General features: G+C 57.6%; 21 protein-coding genes and 1 CRISPR repeat array (1 of these 22 cut by a window edge). Of the genes, 13 read left to right on the forward strand and 8 right to left on the reverse strand.

What is annotated here, in order from left to right; translation table 11 throughout:
* Positions 1-520: direct repeats of the CRISPR family, unit length 37 nt; unit sequence GTAGATCCGCGGAGTGACTCCGCGGCCCCATTGAAGC; it begins 622 nt to the left of the window's first position.
* A gap of 246 nt (positions 521-766) precedes the next feature.
* From cas4 to cas2, 3 genes are read left to right on the forward strand one after another with little or no spacing between them, the layout of a single operon-like run.
* Positions 767-1,459 (forward strand): CRISPR-associated protein Cas4, encoded by a 693-nt coding sequence (gene cas4 / locus K6T64_RS11455; protein ID WP_288010265.1) that lies wholly within the window; start codon positions 767-769, stop codon positions 1,457-1,459.
* 57 nt (positions 1,460-1,516) lie between these two features.
* Positions 1,517-2,581, forward strand: a complete 1,065-nt coding sequence (gene cas1c / locus K6T64_RS11460) for a type I-C CRISPR-associated endonuclease Cas1c (protein WP_288010267.1) — start codon at positions 1,517-1,519, stop codon at positions 2,579-2,581.
* Positions 2,582-2,593: 12 nt separating this feature from the next.
* Positions 2,594-2,884, forward strand: a complete 291-nt coding sequence (cas2, locus tag K6T64_RS11465) for a CRISPR-associated endonuclease Cas2 (protein WP_288010269.1) — start codon at positions 2,594-2,596, stop codon at positions 2,882-2,884.
* A gap of 189 nt (positions 2,885-3,073) precedes the next feature.
* On the opposite strand, the gene K6T64_RS11470 is transcribed toward cas2, so the two are convergent.
* From K6T64_RS11470 to K6T64_RS11480, 3 genes are read right to left on the reverse strand one after another with little or no spacing between them, the layout of a single operon-like run.
* On the reverse strand, positions 3,074-3,736 hold the full coding sequence (locus K6T64_RS11470) for an ABC-2 transporter permease (RefSeq protein ID WP_288010271.1): 663 nt from the start codon (positions 3,734-3,736) through the stop codon (positions 3,074-3,076).
* The gene (locus tag K6T64_RS11475; RefSeq protein ID WP_288010273.1) at positions 3,729-4,589 is read right to left on the reverse strand and encodes an ABC transporter ATP-binding protein; all 861 of its coding nucleotides are present in this window, start codon (positions 4,587-4,589) and stop codon (positions 3,729-3,731) included. Before K6T64_RS11475 ends, K6T64_RS11470 begins: the two co-directional genes overlap by 8 nt.
* Positions 4,589-4,966 (reverse strand): GntR family transcriptional regulator, encoded by a 378-nt coding sequence (locus K6T64_RS11480; RefSeq protein ID WP_288010274.1) that lies wholly within the window; start codon positions 4,964-4,966, stop codon positions 4,589-4,591. The genes K6T64_RS11475 and K6T64_RS11480 overlap by 1 nt, the downstream gene beginning before the upstream one ends.
* Before the next feature lie 207 nt (positions 4,967-5,173).
* Between K6T64_RS11480 and K6T64_RS11485 the strand changes: the two genes are divergently transcribed.
* Entirely contained in the window at positions 5,174-5,899 is a 726-nt protein-coding gene (locus tag K6T64_RS11485) for a hypothetical protein (protein ID WP_288010275.1), read from the forward strand.
* Between the two features lie 368 nt (positions 5,900-6,267).
* On the opposite strand, the gene K6T64_RS11490 is transcribed toward K6T64_RS11485, so the two are convergent.
* The gene (locus tag K6T64_RS11490) at positions 6,268-6,666 is read right to left on the reverse strand and encodes a c-type cytochrome (protein ID WP_288010277.1); all 399 of its coding nucleotides are present in this window, start codon (positions 6,664-6,666) and stop codon (positions 6,268-6,270) included.
* Between the two features lie 106 nt (positions 6,667-6,772).
* On the opposite strand from K6T64_RS11490, the gene K6T64_RS11495 reads away from it, so the two are divergent.
* From K6T64_RS11495 to csx20, 5 genes are all read left to right on the forward strand, one after another.
* Positions 6,773-8,176, forward strand: a complete 1,404-nt coding sequence (locus tag K6T64_RS11495) for a dipeptidase (protein ID WP_288010279.1) — start codon at positions 6,773-6,775, stop codon at positions 8,174-8,176.
* Between the two features lie 274 nt (positions 8,177-8,450).
* Positions 8,451-9,509 carry a DUF262 domain-containing protein gene (locus tag K6T64_RS11500; protein WP_288010280.1) on the forward strand — a complete coding sequence of 353 codons (1,059 nt, stop codon included), beginning with the start codon at positions 8,451-8,453 and terminating at the stop codon, positions 9,507-9,509.
* 10 nt (positions 9,510-9,519) lie between these two features.
* Positions 9,520-10,506 carry a nucleotidyltransferase family protein gene (locus tag K6T64_RS11505; protein WP_170099778.1) on the forward strand — a complete coding sequence of 329 codons (987 nt, stop codon included), beginning with the start codon at positions 9,520-9,522 and terminating at the stop codon, positions 10,504-10,506.
* A 77-nt stretch (positions 10,507-10,583) separates the two neighbouring features.
* Positions 10,584-11,318: a metallophosphoesterase family protein gene (locus K6T64_RS11510; RefSeq protein WP_170086358.1), complete on the forward strand. Its 735-nt coding sequence runs from the start codon at positions 10,584-10,586 to the stop codon at positions 11,316-11,318.
* A gap of 29 nt (positions 11,319-11,347) precedes the next feature.
* Positions 11,348-11,761, forward strand: coding sequence for a CRISPR-associated protein Csx20 (gene csx20, locus K6T64_RS11515; RefSeq protein WP_288010292.1), 414 nt, complete (start codon positions 11,348-11,350; stop codon positions 11,759-11,761).
* Between the two features lie 119 nt (positions 11,762-11,880).
* Here the strand turns inward: csx20 and K6T64_RS16875 are convergent, their stop codons facing one another.
* Positions 11,881-12,219, reverse strand: a complete 339-nt coding sequence (locus tag K6T64_RS16875) for a polysaccharide deacetylase family protein (protein WP_353737814.1) — start codon at positions 12,217-12,219, stop codon at positions 11,881-11,883.
* A gap of 223 nt (positions 12,220-12,442) precedes the next feature.
* Here K6T64_RS16875 and K6T64_RS11520 point away from each other — a divergent pair, with 223 nt between their 5' ends.
* Together K6T64_RS11520 and K6T64_RS11525 are read left to right on the forward strand one after the other, a co-directional pair.
* The gene (locus tag K6T64_RS11520) at positions 12,443-13,594 is read left to right on the forward strand and encodes an aliphatic amidase (RefSeq protein ID WP_170099777.1); all 1,152 of its coding nucleotides are present in this window, start codon (positions 12,443-12,445) and stop codon (positions 13,592-13,594) included.
* Between the two features lie 361 nt (positions 13,595-13,955).
* Positions 13,956-15,734, forward strand: coding sequence for a purine-cytosine permease family protein (locus K6T64_RS11525; protein ID WP_100668620.1), 1,779 nt, complete (start codon positions 13,956-13,958; stop codon positions 15,732-15,734).
* 26 nt (positions 15,735-15,760) lie between these two features.
* Here K6T64_RS11525 and K6T64_RS11530 read toward each other — a convergent pair whose 3' ends face one another.
* Positions 15,761-16,006 carry a hypothetical protein gene (locus tag K6T64_RS11530; protein WP_288010284.1) on the reverse strand — a complete coding sequence of 82 codons (246 nt, stop codon included), beginning with the start codon at positions 16,004-16,006 and terminating at the stop codon, positions 15,761-15,763.
* A gap of 324 nt (positions 16,007-16,330) precedes the next feature.
* Between K6T64_RS11530 and nfsA the strand changes: the two genes are divergently transcribed.
* Positions 16,331-17,086 (forward strand): oxygen-insensitive NADPH nitroreductase, encoded by a 756-nt coding sequence (gene nfsA / locus K6T64_RS11535; RefSeq protein WP_288010286.1) that lies wholly within the window; start codon positions 16,331-16,333, stop codon positions 17,084-17,086.
* Positions 17,087-17,187: 101 nt separating this feature from the next.
* Here nfsA and K6T64_RS11540 read toward each other — a convergent pair whose 3' ends face one another.
* Entirely contained in the window at positions 17,188-17,910 is a 723-nt protein-coding gene (locus tag K6T64_RS11540) for a TerC family protein (protein ID WP_100668618.1), read from the reverse strand.
* Between the two features lie 294 nt (positions 17,911-18,204).
* Here K6T64_RS11540 and K6T64_RS11545 point away from each other — a divergent pair, with 294 nt between their 5' ends.
* Positions 18,205-19,551, forward strand: a complete 1,347-nt coding sequence (locus K6T64_RS11545) for an amidase (RefSeq protein ID WP_288010289.1) — start codon at positions 18,205-18,207, stop codon at positions 19,549-19,551.
* 81 nt (positions 19,552-19,632) lie between these two features.
* Here K6T64_RS11545 and K6T64_RS11550 read toward each other — a convergent pair whose 3' ends face one another.
* Positions 19,633-20,820 (reverse strand): pyridoxal phosphate-dependent aminotransferase, encoded by a 1,188-nt coding sequence (locus K6T64_RS11550; protein WP_288010291.1) that lies wholly within the window; start codon positions 20,818-20,820, stop codon positions 19,633-19,635.
* Positions 20,821-20,944: the final 124 nt, after the last annotated feature.

The following is a 20,944-nucleotide window of genomic DNA, read 5'->3' on the forward strand; positions in this document are numbered from 1 at the left end:
TCCGCCCCGCCAACGCGGACAACCGACATAAATGTAGATCCGCGGAGTGACTCCGCGGCCCCATTGAAGCGCCATCGTCACATCACTCTCCCGGGTACGCCTTCGAAGTAGATCCGCGGAGTGATTCCGCGGCCCCATTGAAGCCCATTTTTGTCGATTCGGAATTGTCCTGTCGTCGAAACACGTAGATCCGCGGAGTGATTCCGCGGCCCCATTGAAGCATCATCGTATCCTTCCAGGTGTTCCACGATGTCCCACGTAGATCCGCGGAGTGACTCCGCGGCCCCATTGAAGCATCATGGCAATCCGTATGTGGACGCATTGGCGGTCGGAGTAGATCCGCGGAGTAACTTCGCGGCTCCATTGAAGCGACGGCCATCCAGCGTCCTGCGCTTGATCGACCGAGGTAGATCCGCGGAGTGACTCCGCGGCCCCATTGAAGCTTCCACAACCGAGGAAGACTTACGCCGGAGTTTGAGGATGGTAGATCCGCGGATTGACCCTGCGGCCCCATTGTTGCCTCGGTGGTCGGTCCTTCGGCGAGCCCCTCAGTGTGAACATCTGTGGAACAATGCCATGATCATTTAAAGCCTTCCATGTCTTGATGAGGCTTTATTAAGCTCCGGCGGTTTCCTCGGTCAACAACGCAAACTTCTTGTTTGAAATCATCAGCCGCACGTCTAACCCATCGAAATTCTGTGTACAATGATAGATAACGTGAAGATATTTCGATGTCCTTGTGAGAACGACGGGCGGAGGGTGGCGCATGAGCGATCCCGGCGATTCGACGGTGGGGCGGGAAGAGATCGAGTGGGCGGATGAGGATTGCGTTCCCCTGTCTGCGATTCAACATTACAGCTATTGTCCGCGGCAGTATGCGTTGATCCATATCGAGCAGGCGTGGGCGGAGAATATTTATACGGCCAAGGGGAGATGGGTGCATGAGCGGGTTGATGAAGAAGGGGCGCAATCCCAAGACGGTATACGGGTGTTGACGGGTCTGGCCGTGTGGTCCGATCGGTATGGTCTGGTTGGTAAGTGCGATCGGGTGGAAATTCGAGGCGGCATTCCTTTCCCGGTTGAGTTCAAGTTCGGCAGGATGAAGGCGTCGATCCACGATGAGTTACAGTTATGTGGACAAGCGTTGTGTTTAGAAGAAATGTTTGGCGTGGCCGTGCCAAAGGGAGCGATTTATCATGTGCAGTCCCGACATCGACGGGAAGTGCTCCTTGACGATAGGCTGCGCCAACTGGTTTTGGAAATTGTCGCTGAGATCCGCGGGGTGAATCATCGCGGCGTTCTGCCGCCAGCGGTTAACGACAAGCGGTGCAATCGGTGTTCCCTGGAGCCAATCTGTCTCCCCGATGCGACGGATGGGCATCTGCCGGATCATTGGTCCGACTGGCCTTTGGTGCAACAGGTGGTGGAAGAGAGGCAGCGAGAAGGAACGCGCGACTGACGGAAAAAAGGGGGGTTATCCGGGAGAACTTCATGCGATGTGGGGGGAGGTTGAAACATGATTCAGGAGGCGATGAACACGCTGTACGTGCAAACAGAGGGGGCGATCCTGCGCTTGGACCACGATAATGTGGTGGTTACCTGGAAGGGGGATCAGAACCGCAGTTCAAGCGCGGAGACCGGGCAAGAGAGGAGCTTGCGCATCCCCCTGCATCATCTTCAGGGCATCGTCGTATTGGGGCGTGTATCACTGACAAGTCCGTTGCTCGCCAGATGCGCCGCGGACGGGCGGTCCGTGGCGGTCCTGAACTCCCGGGGCCGGTTCCTGTACCGCATTGAGGGCCGTCAATCGGGCAATGTATTGCTGCGCGTTGCCCAGCACCGTCTGTTTCGTGAGCCGGCCAAGGCGGTCCCGATTGTTCAGGCTATTCTCGCCGGGAAAATGCACAATAGCCGGCAGGTGCTGCTTCGGGCGGCCCGGGACGTTTCGGAGGAGACGGTGTGCAGTGAGCTCCAGCAGACCGCCGGAGAAATCTCCAGGGATTTGCGCCGCTTGCCGCAGGTTTGTGATTTGGATGCCCTACGTGGTATGGAAGGAATCAACGCAAAACGATATTTTGGCCAATTTTCCAATCTGCTGCGGGGCGACGGGACGTGGCGGTTCACGGGAAGGAATCGCCGACCTCCTCGGGACCCGGTCAATGCAGTTCTCTCTTTTTTATACTCGTTGCTCGGTAACGACTGTACATCTGCCGTCGAGGCCGCGGGCCTGGATCCACAAATCGGCTATTTGCATGCTCTGCGTCCGGGGAGGCCTGCTCTGGCCTTGGATCTGATGGAAGAGTTGCGGCCGATTCTGGCCGACCGAACGGCCATCACCCTGATCAATCGGCGACAACTCCGACAGCAGGATTTTGATGCTGTGCCGGGTGGGGCTGTGCTGTTAAATGAAGGCGGGCGGAAAACGGTTCTTGACGCATATCAAAGGCGGAAGCAAGATGCGTGTCGGCACCCGCTTTTCAAGAGACCGATCACGTTCGGAATGTTACCATATCTCCAGGCCCGGCTTTTGGCCCGGGCTATCCGCAGCGATGCTGTGTACGTTCCATTTTTTTATCGTTGAAAGGGGATCGCCATGTTCATCCTGGTGGCCTACGATATCTGCACAGATACGCAGGCGGGCCAAAAGCGCCTGCGCCGGGTGGCCCAGGCTTGCCAACGCGTGGGGCAGAGGGTGCAAAAATCGGTCTTCGAGTGTACATTGGATGAGGTGCGGTACGCCGGCCTCGTGCGCACGTTGAGTCGCATTATGGACAAATCCGAGGACAACATACGGATTTACTGTTTGGGGGAACAGCGACCGCGAAACATCCTGCAACTGGGCCGGAGTTCCGTGACGAATTTTGAGGATCCGTTGATCTTTTGATGTGCGACGCCGGCAAGGACTGGGTGGGAATGGGGTCGGGTGCCGCTGTTGTGTTCCTCGCCCGGGCCGCGGCGTACTGTTCCCGCCCAGGACTCCCGCCCTACCCACGCTGCTCACCACCGTTCCCTTCCCCCCAAAACAGCGCCGCCCCGGCAGATCTAGCGAAGCCCACCCGGGTGCGGTCCGGATTCAGAACTCTCTTCTTTGATACAGGCGAACCGAGAACATCAGTGACGCCACATAAATCGATGCTGTACCGAGCAACAACCAGACCCAAGCCAACCCGTCGCCAGCCACGAGATTTTGGATCCAAGTCCAGATTGCCACAATCCATTCCGAGTTGTCATGTTTCACCCAACTGTGCACGGCACCTGCCACGGCCCCGATACCGGCACTGATTACAAAAATCACGACACCAAGGTATCGTACGAATACGGGTCCTAACCCATAATATAAGGGCAGGATGAGGGCCGACCACAGAATGGACACGGAGAGAACGCCACCCAGATGAGTCCATCCCATGGCTGGAAATTCGAAGAGGTTCAAAGAACGGAGGACGGCCGAAACCAGTTCTACGAGAAAGAACATGGCGGGGCCGATGAAAACCATCTCCAAGTAGCGGGCCCTGACGATGGCACTCCGGGATACCGGTAGACTGTTCACCAGTATGTCACTTTCACCTCGAAAATCAATTTGAATCGCTTGTGACAGGATGATCACGGTCCACATGGCGATCATGATGCTTGAAGCTGTGGGGTTCCGGAGGACGGTACTGATCACCACGAGCAATAGGGCATGGACCACCAGGGGCTTCCGATATACGATCCAGTCCTTGATGAAAAGACTACGCATGGGGCTCCCCCTTCACCGTATAAAGCATGATATCCTCCAATGATGGCGGCTCGGCCAGCACTCGACTCCCCAGCGCCGGCAACGCATCGTTCGGGGCCAACGCCTCGAATCCCACCCCGGTTTCCCGAATCCCGATGAGCTTTTCCCTGGTCTCGGGGTTCAAGATCTCCCTGGGCCCCTTCACCAGTCGATACTGCTCCAGCAGGCGGTCTTTTTCCCCGTTGTACAGGATCCGGCCGCGGTGGATGAAAATCATGTAGTCCGCGATCCGCTCGAGGTCCGTGGTGATATGGGTGGAGAAAAAGATGGCCTTGCCTTCGTCCTGGATCAGCTCGGCGAGCACATCCAGAATCTCCCGGCGCACGATGGGATCGAGCCCGGAGGTCGGTTCGTCCAGGAGAATCAGTTCGGCGTGGTGAGAAAGGGCCAGGGCGATGGACAATTTCATTTTCATACCCGTGGAGAGGGCTTTGATCTTGCGATCTCCGGGAAGTTCAAACTGATTGCGGTAGTGCCGATAGAGTCTCTCGTCCCAGCGCGAATAAAAAGAGGCCACGACCGTTTTCGTTTGGTCGACGGTCAACTCGTCGTAAAAGGGCGGTTCGGCGTACACGAAGCCGATGCGGTCTTTGGCCTTTTGACGGCTGCGGGGATCACTGTGCCCGAACAGCCGGACCGTGCCCGCATCCGGGTGCAACAGGTCCATGATCAGCTTAATCGTCGTCGTCTTGCCGGAGCCATTGGGCCCGATGAAGCCAGTGATAAACCCTTTCTTGATCGAAAAGGTCACATCCTCCAAGCGAAAGCCCCGGAATGTCTTGCTCACTCCCTCCAAAGTCACCACGTCTTCCATCAGCGCTCCTCCCCGTACAGAATCTCGATCATGGTTTTGATGTCCTCCAGTCCGAGGCCCAGGGCCCGGCACTCCTTCACCACCCGGACTAGTTGTTCCTCGATGGCCTTGAGCCGCTGCTCTTTTAAGAACGACGGATTGTGACCGGCGATGAAAGAGCCCTTGCCCACCACGGACACGACCAGCCCCTCTTTTTCCAACTCATCGTAGGCGCGCTTCGTGGTGATGACGCTGATGCGCAAATCCCGGGCCAGCTGTCGAATGGAAGGGAGCAGATCCCCTTCCCGCAGCTCCCCCCGGAGAACGGCCTCCTTGATCTGCCGCTTGATCTGTTCATAAATCGGTTCCTTCGAAGTGTTGGATAACAGGAGGTTCATCATGGCCTCTCAGGATGAGACATGTAATAAGTGTTCATACACACTATATACACTAAAAATGACGGTGTCAAGGGGTCCCCCGCCTGGGTGCCCGCATGGGTCTCCACTCTGAAATGGGCTGGTTTGCCCGCCGGGAACAAAGCGGCCGTCTCGCCCGTCTATTAGGATGAGTAGACCGGAAGGTCGAGAGACCGGGAGGGGATTCAGGTGAAAACCGCGATGGCGGCGGGGGCTTTGATGGCTTCATTTGTTGGGGCCGTACCGGGGTTGACGGCGGGCCCGGCGGTGGGCTCCGGGGCGCAGGCGCCGGTGGACCCGGTTTGGCGGGATGTGGTGATTCAAGGGCAGGTCACCGAGGTACAACCCGGGTGGGCGACGGTCAAGGCCGATGATTGGCGTCCGACGTGCCCGCCGGGAAAAGTATGCACACTATACATTATGCTTGGGCCTACATATCGCGTGGATACGTCAACGGCGGAGTTTCAGACTTCCTTCGGGCAGCCGATTGGACAAGGTGAACTGTTCGTCGGGGAGCGGGTCGTGATCTACGGAGTGGTGCCCGAGGTTCCGGGTCAGAAAGGCGGCCCGGCGGCTTCAAAATCTCCCGCTGCTGGACCCGGAGGGGCCCCGAAGGCCGGTGTGGCTACACAGAGTTCGCCCTCGGATAGCGTACCGTTTCTGACTCCCGCCGCGCCGCCGGAGATGTCCGCACCAAGCCAGGGTGCAGCAACGGCGGGAGGCGGCGCTTCGGTGAGCACGCCGCCCAGCGCGAATGCGGATATTGCCCTGCCCCAGCCCGCCGGAAATGGCGATCCGTCCAAACCTCTATTGCTCCGGGCCCGGATCATCGAGGAGATTCAGCCCGCTCCTCAGGCATTGCCAAAGCCTCTTCCCGAGCAGCCCTCGGCCGGAGCCCAGGCGGCCGGGCAGTAGAGCCCTGGGAGAAGAGAAGCTGGGGCATGGCGGGCAATCGGCCTTTCTAAGCCCCTCTCTCGGGGTGTTGATAATGGAATAACCCGTATGTCGCGTTCAAGGATGGTTGTTCAAAAGCTCGACCCGGGCCATGGTTCCGGGACCGGGCTTTTTCATTTTGGCGGGAACGACCACCTGGCGGGAATAAAGTGGCACGGCGTGGTACTATATAGGATGGCAATAGCAAATGCAGTGAGGCAGCATCCGAGCCGGATCGCCGGGCAACAGGAACAACTGCCCGGCGACTGAGATGAAGGGTTGCAAGAAAACGGCAAGCCGGCTGTCCGAGGCAACCGGCTTGGAGGTTTTCTCAAGATTGGGAGTCGTTCTCACTTCTTGGCGGCAAGCCAAGTGGCGAGGGCTTTGATGTCGTCCTCCTTCATGCTGCTCTTGAATCCGGGCATGGTGGTGCCGCCATTCTCGATCTGCTTTTGAATCTGGTCTTCGGACAGTTTGGCGCCCACCTTGTCCAGCGCGGGTCCGACTCCTCCTTCGAGGTTGGCGCCGTGACACGCCTGGCAATTCTGTTGGTACAAGGCTGTCGCGTCCGCACTGCCGCCGCCAGAACCCGAAGATGAAGACGAGGAAGAGGACGACCCGCTTTGGTTGGAGGTGTTGGACGTCGAGGCACTGGAGGAACCCGAGCCCGAAGAGGACGGGGAAGATGCAGCGCCGCAACCCGCCACTAACAAAGCGCCTGCCGCGAGGACAGCGAGAAGTTTCTTCATAAGTAGACCCCTCCTTTTGTCAGTCTCTTACAGAAGTTTAACAGAAATCCCGGGGGGAAGACAGGGACGTTCTGGGCCATATTTGTGAACGAAAGGGGAACAGATCGTGAACAATGGAATTGACGCCGCAATCCGATATGCCGAGGCAGAAAATGAAAGATTTTTAGAGGAGCTCAAGGATTTTATTCGCATTCCGAGCATCAGTGCCCTGTCCGAGCACAAGGGGGATGTCCTGGCGGCGGCCCGCTGGTTGGTGGATGCGCTGACCCGGGCGGGGGCGCAGGGGGCGCGGCTGGTGGAAACGGCGGGGAATCCCGTGGTATATGGAGAGTGGATGGGCAAACCTGGAGCTCCGACAGCGCTGATTTATGGCCATTATGACGTCCAGCCCGTGGATCCTTTGAACCTTTGGCAGTCGCCGCCCTTTGAACCCGAGGTGCGGGATGGGAAAATTTACGGCCGGGGTACGAGCGATGACAAGGGCCAGGTTTTCATGCACGTGAAGGCGGTCGAAGCGTGGCTAAAGACTGTCGGAGAACTTCCGTTGAACGTAAAATTCTGCTTTGAAGGCGAGGAAGAGGTGGGCAGCGGGAGTCTGCCGGGGTGTCTGGAGGCGAATCGGGATCTTTTCCAAGCGGATGTGCTGGTGATTTCCGATACCTCCATGCTGGCCCCCGGGCGTCCGGCGATCTGTTACGGGCTCAGGGGGATGGCTGCTCTGCAGGTGGATGTATACGGTGCGAAGGGAGACCTGCATTCCGGCATCTACGGAGGCGGCGTACCCAACCCCATCCACGCCCTGGTGGAAATCCTGGCGTCCATGCACGGGCCCGATGGCCGGGTGCGGGTCGAGGGGTTCTACGATCGGGTGCGGGAGTTGACACCCGAGGAGCGGGAGGCGATCCGGGAACTCGGCTTCGACGAGGAGGCGTTGGCCCGGGACCTTGGCCTGACGGCCCTGGTTGGGGAGGCGGGCTATAACTATGTCGAGCGGACCACCGCCCGACCGACCCTGGAGATCAACGGGATCTATGGCGGATTTCAGGGGGAGGGGACGAAAACGGTGATCCCCGCCGAGGCCCACGCGAAGATCACCTGTCGGCTGGTTCCGGATCAGGAGCCTGGCGAAATCATGGATCTCATCGCGGCTCACGTGTCCCGGCACGCGCCGGCGGGCGTTCGGGTGGAGGTGCGGCGGTTCGACGGCGGCCGGCCCTACGTGGCACCCCTGGATCATCCGGGCATTCAGGCGGCGATCCCGGCGTACGAGGCGGTGTACGGCACAGGGCCGGTGTTCACCCGATTGGGCGGATCCATTCCCATTGTGGAGGATTTTCATCGCATTCTCGGATTGACCGCGGTGATGATGGGGTTCAGTTTACCGACCGAAAATAACCACGCGCCGAACGAGCATTTTGATCTGGAGAATTTTAAGAAAGGGATTCAAACGCTGTGCGTGTATTGGAATGAGCTCGCCCGTCGGGGGTTAAGCGAAGCAGCAGGCACATAGGGCGTATGATACCATCCTCGAAATATCCTGAGTGGGGTCCATAGCCACGGGGCATCAACGTCCCTCGAGCCAGTTATCATTCTTGTGGACGGGCTGCGGTCGCTGTGGCGGGTGTCCTACAAAAGGCGCCTAAGTGTTATTCCGACATGGTATATTCGAACCAGCAATGCCTGAGGTTGCCCGAGAAATGATGAAATTGAGCCGATGACACGTAGTTCTTATGCGGGATACTATGCTATATTCCTTAACAGAGAACGATGACTGAGGTGGTATCATGATTAGGCAGGCCAATTTTCAGACGATATCTTGGTTTTGGGATCTACACAAGCGACAGTTGCTTGATTTGGACCCCCCGTACCAGAGGCGAAGTGTATGGAACCAGGAATATAAAGATTACTTTATTGACACGGTTCTGAATGGATTTCCTGCACCAGCGATCTTTCTGTATCAGGAAATTACTCCTGAAGGCTTATCGAGGTACAGTGTAGTTGACGGGAAACAACGTTTATCTACCCTGTTTGAGTTTGCCAATAATGAGTTCATTGTTTCCGAGAATGCGACAGTCGCACAGTTTAGAGGGAAATATTTTAAGGACCTGGATCCGGAGGTTAAGACGAAATTCTGGAGTTATCAGTTTTCAGTAGAGTACCTACCGTCCTCCGATGAGAAGATTATAAACAATATTTTCGACCGGATTAACCGCAATGTGGCAAAGTTAAGTCCGCAAGAGCTACGACACGCCAGGTTTGATGGCGTTTTCATATCTGAGGCTGAGTCTCTTACGGAGTGGATGGCTGGTGTACTACCCCCCAATTTTCCGTCTATAGCTCAAAGATCAAGAAAACAAATGAAAGATGTCGAGCTTGTTGCACAACTTCTTTTGTTAATTGAAGAAGGGCCAAAATCATACTCGCAAGATGATCTCGATAAGGCTTTTAGTGATCGAGATCAGTCTTGGGATTTAAAGGAGGAAACGATAGACGCATTTAAGAACACAATACGTTTCCTAGCCGAGTTACTACAAGTTAATACAGGTGATCCAAATCTTGCAAGGAGTCGAATAAAAAACCAAACTGACTTCTATTCGTTGTTTGGAGCAGTTCACGAGCTCTTGCAGTCTCAACAAATGCCGGAATTGGGCGATGTCGCCCAACGGCTGCAGACATTCTTACAGGTGGTGGAAGAATCGGCTAAACGGGAGCAATATAATCTCGCAAAGGCTTATCATGAGGCTGCGAGGTCTGCATCGAACGACGCAGGTCCTAGAAGAGCTCGTATTGACATTATTAAAGATGTAATCGCAGGTAAATTCTCCTTGAAAAGTACAGCATGAGGTGTTTTCCGTGATTATCCCCCTTAAGTTGTTGCAAAAATATGAAGAGTGGAAGCCTTATGTTGCATATGTTGAAAAAATTGTTGTGGATACTGTCCTTAATTTTTGCCAAGCCCATGGATTCGCATTTTCATCAAGGAGGAAAACGGTAGACTCTTTAGCCGAAAAGATAGAGACGGGACGGTTCGGGTCCTGGTCGGAATTGGACGATCTGTTTGCCTGTACAGTCATTGTTCCGACTTTGGTCGAGGAACCGAGAGTAATCGATTTTTGTTGTTCTGTTTTTGATGTTATAAGAGTTAAAAAATTAGGTGATGCGTTGAAGGCCCCGGATGTTTTTAGATTTGATTCAACTCGCATCTATGCACGTCTAAAATCTCCTGAAGTGGGTATGTCCAATATGGAAGGCGAAAAAAGCGTGTTTGACGTACAATTCGAAGTGCAAGTGCGGACAGCCTTTGAACATGCATGGTCAATGGCCACCCATTCACTTGCCTATAAAACACATGAAATTGACTGGAAACGTTTAAGATTGGCAAGTCAACTTAAAGCGACTGTTGAACAATTGGACGCCTTGATTCTGGCATACGACCAGGTGTTGCAGAAGGTCTCGGAGAGTCGGTGGCCGGATTTGGAGAAGAAGAAAAAAATATCAGATGCCACTTTAGGTTTTTTTGAGGAACGACTTCTGCCCGAAGAATTATTGCCTCGGGATCTGTCGAGGTTTAGTGATAATTTATATGCATTACTGAAGAGTTCTTCAACGACAGTTAACGTCACTAGAGCACTTCGAATCATCGAGGAGGAGCTCAGGAGTTCATCGATAGACCGTATACCGAGAAGTATTTCTTTACTTCAATACTTCCTAGCTATTCTCATCACCCGCTCTGTTCTTCAACCTCCATTTGAGAACTATGTATGTCACATTACACCTGAGTTACTAAGTCTATATCCAAATTTAAAGGATATTGACAAGGTCTTCGGGTACAATACCTAACATAGATTGGAATTAATAAATGTTTATTGTGGTGTGATGCTGGAAGCATTGTCCGACTGCGGGAGGAGGCTTTGACCATGCGGGTGGCGTTTTTGTCGGACATTCACGGCAATGTCGAGGCTCTTGATGCGGTGTTGGCGGATGTGCGGAAGCGGGGTGTCGACCGTATCGCGGTGCTGGGGGATATCGCCTATCGCGGCGCGGAGCCCACCCGGGCGGTGGAGAAGGTGCGGGAGTTGGCGGCGGCCGGCGCCGAGGTGATTCAAGGCAATGCCGACCTGTGGACGGTACGGGGCGTGGAGGCCGGCGAGGTGCCGGACCCGTTTTTGGAGATTATGCGCCGGGAGCAGGAGTGGACCGCCGGCCGGCTGACGGCAGACCAAGTGCGATACCTGGAGGAACTTCCGGAGGACATCTTTTGGGATTTCGAAGGGGTGCGGATTCACGCCTTTCACGCCACGCCCACCAATTTGTTCACCGCAGTGTTGCCGGATGCCTCCGCTGAAGTATTAGAGGGGCGGTTGATGGTCAAACCGGCGGTGGACGTCTATGTGTACGGGCATATTCACCTGCCCTATGTGCGCTATCTCCGGGGAAAATGTGTGGTGAACACCGGTAGTGTCGGCCTGCCCTTCGACGGCCTGCCCCAGCCGTCTTACGCCCTGCTCGAGGTGGAGGCCGGGCGGTTTCGGGTGACCCTGGAGCGGGTGCCCTATGACGCGGACCGGGCGGCAGAGCGTTTGCGACAAGTGGATTATCCGAATCTACAAATGATGCGGGTGATTCGGGAGGCGATCAGTCCTTTCGGATGAGGAGTGGGGGGGTATTGTCGGTGAGAACCATGGTTTTGCTCTTTTCGCACAGCCTGATGTCGGAGCAGGAGGAGGAGGCCCGGGAACGATGGAGGGTGGGGCGGTTTGCGGCCCTACCCGCGGAGCTGCAGGAGCGGTGGTCCCAGATTCCCCCTGAGGGGCCTTTTCCTGCGGATTGGCTGGACCCGATCTGGAACTGGATCGAACAGGAGACGGTGCCGGGTGACCTCGTGCTTGTGCACGGCGAACCCGGCGCCATTTTGCTGGCGGTGGCGTGGTGTCGGCGGCACGGGCGGATCCCGCTCTATGCCACCACCCGGCGGGAATACATTTCAGTGCCTCGGCCGGACGGCGGGGTAGAAAATCGGCACGTATTTCGGCACGTGCAATTCCGGGAATACCCGAGTTTACCGGATGATGCGGGCACTCCCCCTTCGGATTAAGGGCGGGGGGGAGGTGTCCGGCCGATTGCGGCCCGAACCGGCCGAGGGAGCCGGCCGGGGACTCACAAAGTTACAAATCATCCAGGGTGCCGAAGGTGTACCCTGGGCCTTCAGGTCGGTTAAGATCCGCCACAGCGACTCGGCGTTATCTTTGGAAACCGCGTGGAGAAGAAGCAGCGCTCCGTTTTGCACTCCATCATGACCCGATTGTATGCGTATTCTGACCCTTTCTGATCCCCGGGAACCCAGTCTCTATAGGCAAAACTCCAGAAAACGCTGCGATATCCCAGAGTTTCGGCCAGTTTCAGCGTGCGTTCACTGAACTCCCCACCCGGGGGCCCAAGGTAGGGCATTTCTTTCCCCGTTTGTTTGCGAAACGCCTGATCCACTTGGAGGATTTCGTTCGTGAACCGCGCATCGGACACTGTCGGCGTCGGACAATTCGTGGGGACAAACATATATTGAAAATTCCCTCAAGAAAACGAGAGATGACGCATTAACGGTAGATTTCTTATCATAAACGCGGTTAATCCCTGAAAATGCGGGTTGATGACAAAAGATTTGATCGCTAGAATGAACATATAGGTTATATAAATTAACACATAGGATGAAATTGTCACCCATAACACTTTATATGTCGTAAATGCTTACAAAATCGCAACAAGAAAGGAGTGAAGGAACGTGCGACACGGGGATATATCCAGCAGTCATGACACCGTTGGGGTGGCGGTCGTCAACTATAAGATGCCCCGACTGCACACCAAGGCGGAGATCCTGGACAATGCCCGGCGGATAGGCGATATGGTCATCGGCTTAAAACAAGGATTGCCTGGCATGGATTTGGTGATTTTTCCCGAGTACAGCACCCAGGGAATCCTGTACGACCCCGACGAAATGATGGCTTTGGCCGCTCAGGTTCCCGGTGAAGAAACGGAGATTTTTGCCACGGCCTGCCGCCGGGCCGGTGTGTGGGGCGTTTTTTCCATCACAGGAGAGCGGCACGAAGACCATCCGAACAAACTCCCCTACAACACCCTCATCCTCATGAATCCCCGGGGTGAGATCGTCCAAAAATACCGCAAAATCATGCCCTGGGTGCCCATTGAGCCCTGGTACCCCGGGAGCGGGACCCACGTCTCCGAAGGGCCGAAGGGCTTGCGGATCAGCCTGATCGTGTGCGACGACGGGAACTACCCCGAGGTGTGGCGGGATTGTGCCATGAAAGGGGCCGAACTGATCGTCCGCTGTCAAGGCTACATGTACCCCGCCAAGGACCAGCAGGTGATCATGGCCAAGGCCATGGCCTGGGCGAACAATGTGTACGTCGCCGTCGCCAACGCCAGCGGGTTCGACGGCGTGTACTCGTATTTTGGCCACTCCGCCATCATCGGGTTCGACGGGCGCACCCTTGGGGAGTGCGGGACCGAGGAAAACGGCTTCCAATACGCGGAACTTTCCCTGTCTCAGATTCGGGATTTCCGACGAAACGCCCAGTCCCAGAATCATCTCTATAAGCTTTTGCACCGGGGGTACACGGGCATCCTGCGTTCAGGGGAGGGCGAGGCCGGTGTAGCCGAGTGCCCATACGAGTTTTACCGAACTTGGGTGATGGACCCGGAAGAAGCCCGGCGCCGGTCCGAGGCGATCACCCGGAGCACCCCGGGAACGCCGGAATGCCCTGTTCCAGGGATCCCCGTCTCCGCCTCGCCCTGCGGATGCGGGGGCGATTGTACGCCGTCGCTAGAGGGCGGGGCGGGGGACTCGTTCGCTGACCGGGAAACCGGGAGCACCGTCCAACCCGGGGACACGTTCACGAAGGAGCCGGTTGGCTAGTGCGTCCCCCTTTGTTAGGGAGGGCGGTCGCTGGCCTTCGAGGAACGGGGAGACCGCCTTAGCTGGGCGGCTTGCGCCAGCTGTGACTCCCACCTGGCCGCCCCGCCGGGACGCCCACCCACCTAGGGGCGCATCACGCCTCGGTGCCGCCCGTGGGGGATGACCACCAGGGGCGAAGCCCACCCCGTCCGGGCCGGGCCTGGTCTGACGTGACCAATAGGAGATCAGGCGCCACCCGGCGGGGGCCGGGCCCCGGCTTCCCCTGGCGCTAGTGCCCCAATACACCCCCGGCGGCGCCCGGCGGGAGATCCGCCGGCCGCCCGCCGATTTCTCTGAGATCCCTGAAAGGAGGCCTGTCGTGATGAACTCCCATTCTCCCGTTTCCCCGGGTGCTCCGAAGGCGCGGCCGAAACGCACCTTCCACCGCTGGGTCAACAACCCGATTCTTGAAGACTACGCGTTGAGGTATGCCCCGAAGTCTTTCAGAAAGTGGAGCGAGTTCGCCGTGTTCAGCTCGGCCATCGGTGGTATCGCCTACATGGCCGATTTCGCCATCGGGGGGTCGGTGGCCATCTCTTACGGGTTCACCAACGCCCTCTGGGCCATCCTCGTAGCGGCGGCGGTGATTTTTCTGACAGGCCTTCCCATCGCCTATTATGCCGCCAAATATAACATCGACATGGACCTGCTTACCCGGGGCGCGGGTTTTGGCTATCTCGGGTCCACACTGACCTCGCTCATCTATGCCTCATTTACGTTTATCTATTTTTCGCTGGAAGGGTCCGTCATGGCCCAGGCCCTGAATCTGTATTTCGGCATGTCCCTCGGCTTGGCCTACCTCCTGTGCGCCTTGGTAATCATCCCCATGGTGATCTACGGGATGACCTTCCTGTCGAAGCTGCAGATGTGGACCCAGCCGATTTGGCTGATTCTCATGGTTCTTCCCTTTGTGGTGATTTTCGCGAAAGATCCCGGGAGCCTCGCGGCCTGGACCACCTTTGGGGGGCACTCGCCGTCCGGGGCGGGCTTTTCCGGCCTCGCTTTCGGGCTCGCGGCCGGGGTGGTCCTGTCGCTCATCGCCCAGATCGGCGAGCAGGTGGACTACCTGCGCTTTATGCCCGACAAAACCCCGGCTAACCGGGTTAAATGGTGGTGGGCGGTGGTGCTGGCCGGCCCGGGGTGGGTGATTCTCGGGGCCCTCAAGCAGCTCGGCGGGTCGTTTCTCGCTTCGTACATTGCCCCGACGGTGGGGTTGCAATTGGCGAACGAGCCGATTCACATGTATACCGTGGCTTTCGAGCAACTGATCCCCAGTGGGTTCGCCGCGCTGACGTTGGCCGCGTTCTTCGTGGTGCTGTCCCAGGTGAAGATTAACGTGACCAACGCGTATTCGGGGTCACTGTCCTGGTCGAACTTTTTCTCGCGGCTGTTTCATTTTCACCCCGGTCGGGTGGTGTGGTTGTTTCTCAACGTGGGGATTGCCCTTTTGCTCATGGAGGTCGGGGTCTTTGGGTTCTTGAACACAGTTCTCGGGTTTTATTCGAACGTCGCCGTCGCCTGGATCGGAGCGGTGGTGGCGGACTTGGTGATTAACAAAAGCCTGCTCAAGATTAGCCCGTCCTACGTGGAGTTCAAGCGGGCTCACCTCTACAATTTCAATCCCGTGGGCTTTGGGTCGATGGTGATCGCCTCGGCGGTGTCCATAGCCGCGTATTTTGGCGCCTTCGGGCCGGTCATGCAGGCCTTTTCTCCCTTTGTCTCCCTGGGTTTGGCCATCGTGCTCGCTCCGGTGATCGCCTTGATCACAAAGGGAAAATATTACATCGCCCGGGAAAATTCGTGGGTTCAGGGGGCTCACGGGTCACAAGATGGTCGGATCCACGTGATCGCCGGCTCAGCCGGGGGCGAGGGACCCAGCGGGGTGGCTGGCCTTGGTGGACATCGGCACGGGGATGGAGAAGAAGAACTGGCGTGCGGGGTTTGCGCCTTCGAATACGAGCGGGCGGATATCACGCACTGCCCCTTCCACGGTGCGACGATTTGTTCCCTGTGCTGCAGTCTGGAGAAAGAGTGTCATGATATGTGCAAAAAAGAGCCGGCCGTGGAGGTGGCTTCCGGAGCTGCCGTCGAGATGCATTAGGAGTCGGGTGGCCAGGATTTCCCCCTTCACCCGCCGGAGGAAAAGGGGGAGCCGGTGTCCTGGACTTGTCCGGGGAATCCCGATTCGACGGGGATGTCTCGGACGGGGGACGCCGGGGGCAGAATCCACGAGAGCCAGTGGGCGTTGCGCGCGGCTTGAAAGCGCAACGCCCTCACTTGTTCAGCGACGCGATCCCGAGACGCCGCCCGTTGGGTCAGGGCCTCTTGGACGGCCCGGGTCAAGCGGGCCGGGTCCACTTGTCGAAACCTCACCCCTGCGATCTCGCTCTTGGATCCCACACGATGAACAACCGGGGCGATATCGGCGGCACCAGTTTGGACATCCAGGTGCTTTTCCAGGCGTAAAAAGCAGTGCTACGGATAAAATTGTGCCCGTGACCCACTTCACGTCGACCGAATCCTCTGGGACGCCGCCCCCGGTTTTGGGAGTCCGGATGCGCAACAAGGTTACGATTCCCGAAATCTGGAAGCTGTATTCGTCCCTGAAGGAGTCGCACCGCAGAGGTGCGCTCGCCCAAGGATCGGTTGATCCACGGACGATGCCTGGGTAAGATGGAAAGGGAAGGAGGGGCCGTCGTGAACGACACGATACGTTTGATACAAGACCATCGGTCCGTACGGGAGTATTTGCCCCGCGAAGTATCTGAGGAGATGATCGAGGAGATCGTGCGCAGCGCGCAATCGGCGGCCACTTCAAGCTTCGTTCAGGCTTACACCGTGATCGCCGTTCGAGACCCGGAGATAAAACGAGAACTGGCCGAGTTGTCCGGCAATCGGCACGTCGAGACTTGTTCGGTGGTTCTGGTGTTTTGTGCAGACGCGAGGCGGATGATGGAGGCCGCAGGGGCCGGGGGCAGAGCGGCTGAGCTTTCGAACACCGAACTTTTTATCGTGGCCACCGTGGATACTGCCTTGGCGGCGGAGAATGCCGCCCTGGCCGCTGAATCGATGGGGTTGGGAATCTGTTTCGTCGGGGGGATCCGCAATCAGATACGGGAGGTGACCCGGCTGTTGGAGATCCCGCGCCTCGTTTACCCGGTATTTGCGCTGACGGTGGGCTATCCCGCCGAGCGACCGGAGAAAAAGCCGCGGCTGCCCGTAGAGGCTGTGCTGCACCGGGATCGATACGAACCGGACCGGGATGCGCACATTGCCGATTATGATCAGATGGTGAGTGCTTATTACCGCGCTCGGACCGAGGGGAAACGCACCCACGGGTGGAGTGAATACGTGGCCCAAGTTCTTCAGGCGCCCCGCCGGCCTTTTATGTTCGATTACCTTCGGGAACAGGGATTTTTGGAAGATACGCGGGGGGAATCTCGCCAAAGCTGACCCTGCCGGCGGCGGACTGCAGAGGGGCAGTCCGCCGCCCACCACAAGGGTGGCCCAGGCCGGTGAATGGTGCGTGTTTTCAATCCGGCTCAATCCTCGGTTTAACTCCCGGCGGCATGGTGCCTTTTTTGATTCGTGAGCAGACCGGCCGTGAGAACTCCGACGATGACGAGGACGATGGTCGTCCAGTACAGCACAGAGTTGTCAAATACCGTTTGCAGCAGTGGTTCGTCGGCGATCATTTTTCCGGCCGTCCACGCCAAGACCCCACCGCCCACGTAGATGAGCCACGGGAAACGATCCATGAGCTTCACGATGAGGGTGCTGCCCCACACGACGAGAGGAATACTGATCAAAAGGCCCAAGAAAACGAGAATCCAATGGCCGTGAGCTGCTCCAGCCACCGCCAGGACATTGTCTAAGCCCATGGCAGCGTCGGCGACGACGATGGTCCGGATGGCTGCCCGAAGACCGACGGCCGCTTCCGCCACGGCCATGGTGCCGGCAACCTTCCCTAACTCCGACCTGCCCTCTTCATGAGGCCTGCTTTCCTGAACGAGCAATTTGTAAGAAATCCAGATTAAGAGCAGTCCCCCCGCAAGCAGAAGACCTGGGATCTCAAGCAGCCACACCGCGACGAAGGTGGCGAGGATGCGAACGGCGATAGCGATCAGGGTACCCCATACAATCGCTTTTTTCTGTAGGTCCTTCGGGAGGGTCCTAGCCGACATTCCGATCACGACGGCGTTGTCGCCGGCCAGCACCAGGTCGATGATAACAATGGCCAAAAGCGCGGAGAAAAATGCCGCTGAAAGAAATTCCAACTCACTCGCCTCCTATCTTGAGATTGTCCTCGTTGGATGAAGAGCATGCGCCGCGACGGATGGCAAAAAAGATTCATGATAGGGTCGCGTTCAATAAAAAAGACCTTTACCGCTTTTCGGTAAAGGTCTCGCTCACAACGTCACCGTTGCCGCAAAGCCGGGGGCCGTAACCCCGTACTGACGACTTTGCCGTTCCGCTACTCCCCTTTGGAGACATATACACCTTGTGCCCATATTCTACAGTTAATAGAATGAGGGCGTCAAGAGGTTTGCCCCAAAAAGGAGGCGAAAGTTATGATAGATTATATGACCGTTCTCGAAATGTTATCTGCTTTGGAAAGAGGTGCGATGACTCGGGAGGCATTGGCCACCCGGGTTCGGGAACAACTGAACGTTCTGGAGCCGAAAGTTCAGGCGTTTTTATATGTGGATCCGGAGGCGGCGGATCGCATTGCGGATCCCCCCGGGTCTGGCCCGCTGTCCGGGATACCCGTGGGCGTGAAAGACATGATCGATGTCGCTGGCATGCCGACGACCGGGGGTTCTCGAGCCTATCACAGGACGGCGGACGAAGACGCCTTTTGTGTTGCAAAGCTTCGGGCGGCGGGGGCGGTGATCGTCGGGAAGACCAACACCCAGGAGTTGGCCTACGGAGTTATTACCCCTCCCACCCGCAATCCCCGCAACCTCGACTACATTCCCGGGGGCTCAAGCGGAGGCTCGGCTGCAGCGGTGGCCGCGGGGATGGTTGCGGCAGCTCTGGGGACGGATACCGGCGGTTCCGTTCGTATTCCGGCATCGTGTTGCGGGATCGTCGGCTTTAAGCCGACAAGAGACCGAATTTCCACCCAAGGGGTGATGCCCCTCAGCACCACCTACGACCACGTGGGGGTCCTCACCCACACCGTCTCCGATGCCCGGTACTTATTTCATGTACTGACTGAGCATCCTGGGGATTCCCTGATTCGGGCTGCGGATGGGCGCACTGAACGTCCCAGACCCGGGGAGCGGGCTTCTCACGACCGCGTGCTCGCCGTGCCCTGGGACTATATTCGTGAGAGAACAGATCCGGAAATCGTTCAAATATTCGAAGATGCCCTCGGCATTTTTCGGCATTTGGGGTATGGATTTGAAGCTGTGGAGATGGAGCCCTTTGACGAATGGAAAGCGCTTCAACTTACCGTTCGCCTTCCCGAGGCGTATCTCACCCACCGGGAGGTGCTTGAGGGGCCCCGGCGGGGACTGCTCCAAGGGGATCTTGCCGAAAGGCTCGATCCCGGTCGAGAGGTCTCCGCTTTGGACTATTTGGCGGCCCAAGCGATTCGGAGGGAGAAGATCGCCGACTGGACCCGGAAAATGGGAAGATACGCCGGGCTCGTGATGCCGACTTTACCCTGCCCCGTTCCCAAGGTGGGCCAAGAGCAGGTGCAGATCCAGGGCAATGACGTACCTGTTTGGGATGCGTTGGTGTCCATGACTGCGCCGTGGAATGTGGTAGGATTTCCCGCCGTGTCGGTGCCCTGCGGGGTGGATAGCCGAGGATTGCCCGTCGGTCTCCAGGTGGTCGGTTCGCCGATGGACGACGACGGACTGCTGGATCTAGCGGCGCAATTCCAAGCCGCCGCCGGGATTCGGCTATGATGAAGTCGGCCCCGCTCGTTTGTCCCATGACGAAGGCTCAAGGCGGGGCCGCCAACCGGATCAACCGCGGGAGCCGTGGATTCATATCTTTGGCCTTTCGTTGTGATACGCCATGGCCAATCGCCGGGCGGCCTCAACAAGCCTCTCTTCTGGCGCCAAAAGCCCTACCCGGACATATCCCTCGCCGTGCGGCCCGAACCCCACCCCAGGAGCCACCACGACGTGAAAGGTTTCCAGTACCCGCTCGGCGAATCCTTCGCTGGTCTCGCCCGGGGGGACCGGGAGCCAGCAGAAAAACGATCCCTCCGGGGGCTGAACCGGATAACCGAGGCGCCGCAACTCTCCACAAAACGCATTGCGCCGATTCTCATAGGTACGGCGCATCGTTTCAACGGGCTCTAACGGCCCCGTCAAGGCCGCAATGCCCGCCCTTTGGACGGCGCTGAACACGCTGCAGTAAAAATGGTCGTGAACCAGTTCCAAGAGCTGGATGACATCGGCCCGGCCCACCGCGAAAGCCAGGCGCCACCCCGCCATGTTGAAGGTCTTGGAGAACGAGTAGAGCTCGATCCCCACGTCTTTGGCTCCGGGAACCTGTAGAAAGCTCGGCGGCACCTTGCCGTCAAAACCGATGGCCCCATAAGCGAAATCCTGGAAGACCACGATCTCGTGCCGCTGGGCAAACCGGACTGCTGTCTCGAAAAAGGCGAGGTCTGCCGCCGCTCCGGTGGGGTTGTTGGGGTAATTCAAAAACATCAACTTGGCCCGGTCGGCCACGTCGGAAGGTATTTCGGCAAAATCCGGAAGGAATCGGCGCTCCGCCCGAAGGGGCATCGGGACCATCTCTGCTCCGGCCCAGGTGATCCCCGATAGATAATCCGGATAACCCGGATCCGGGACCAGGCAGACATCTCCTGGGTTGAGCAAAGCCGGGCTGATCTCCACCAACCCGGTTTTGCCCCCCGGAAGGATGGCCACCTCGCGCTCGGGATCCAGATCGACGCCGTAGTGGTCTGCATACCATTTGGCGGCCGCGCGTTTCAATTCCGGGAGCCCGCGAAACGGCGGATAGCAATGTGTGGCGGGATCTTCTGCCGCCTGCTGCAAAGCCTCGACGATATGGCTCGGCGTTGGCAGGTCGGGGTTGCCCTGGCCGAGATTAATAACATCAAATCCTTGTTCCATGTAGCGCGCCGCTTCGGCGGTGAGGCGTGCGAAAAATTGTTTGGGCAACCGCGAGATGCGGTCTGCCGGGTGAAGGGTCCCCACGTGACTCCATCCTTTCCGTTCGACTCGCTAAATTTCATCTTAGCACAAACCGTTACTTGAAACATATACATCTGTTTCAAGTACCCGTCCCTTGCGGGGCAGGGGCGCCGGTCTTACCCGGTTG

The sequence above is a fragment of the Kyrpidia sp. genome, from assembly GCF_023512215.1.
Taxonomy (GTDB): domain Bacteria; phylum Bacillota; class Bacilli; order Kyrpidiales; family Kyrpidiaceae; genus Kyrpidia; species Kyrpidia spormannii.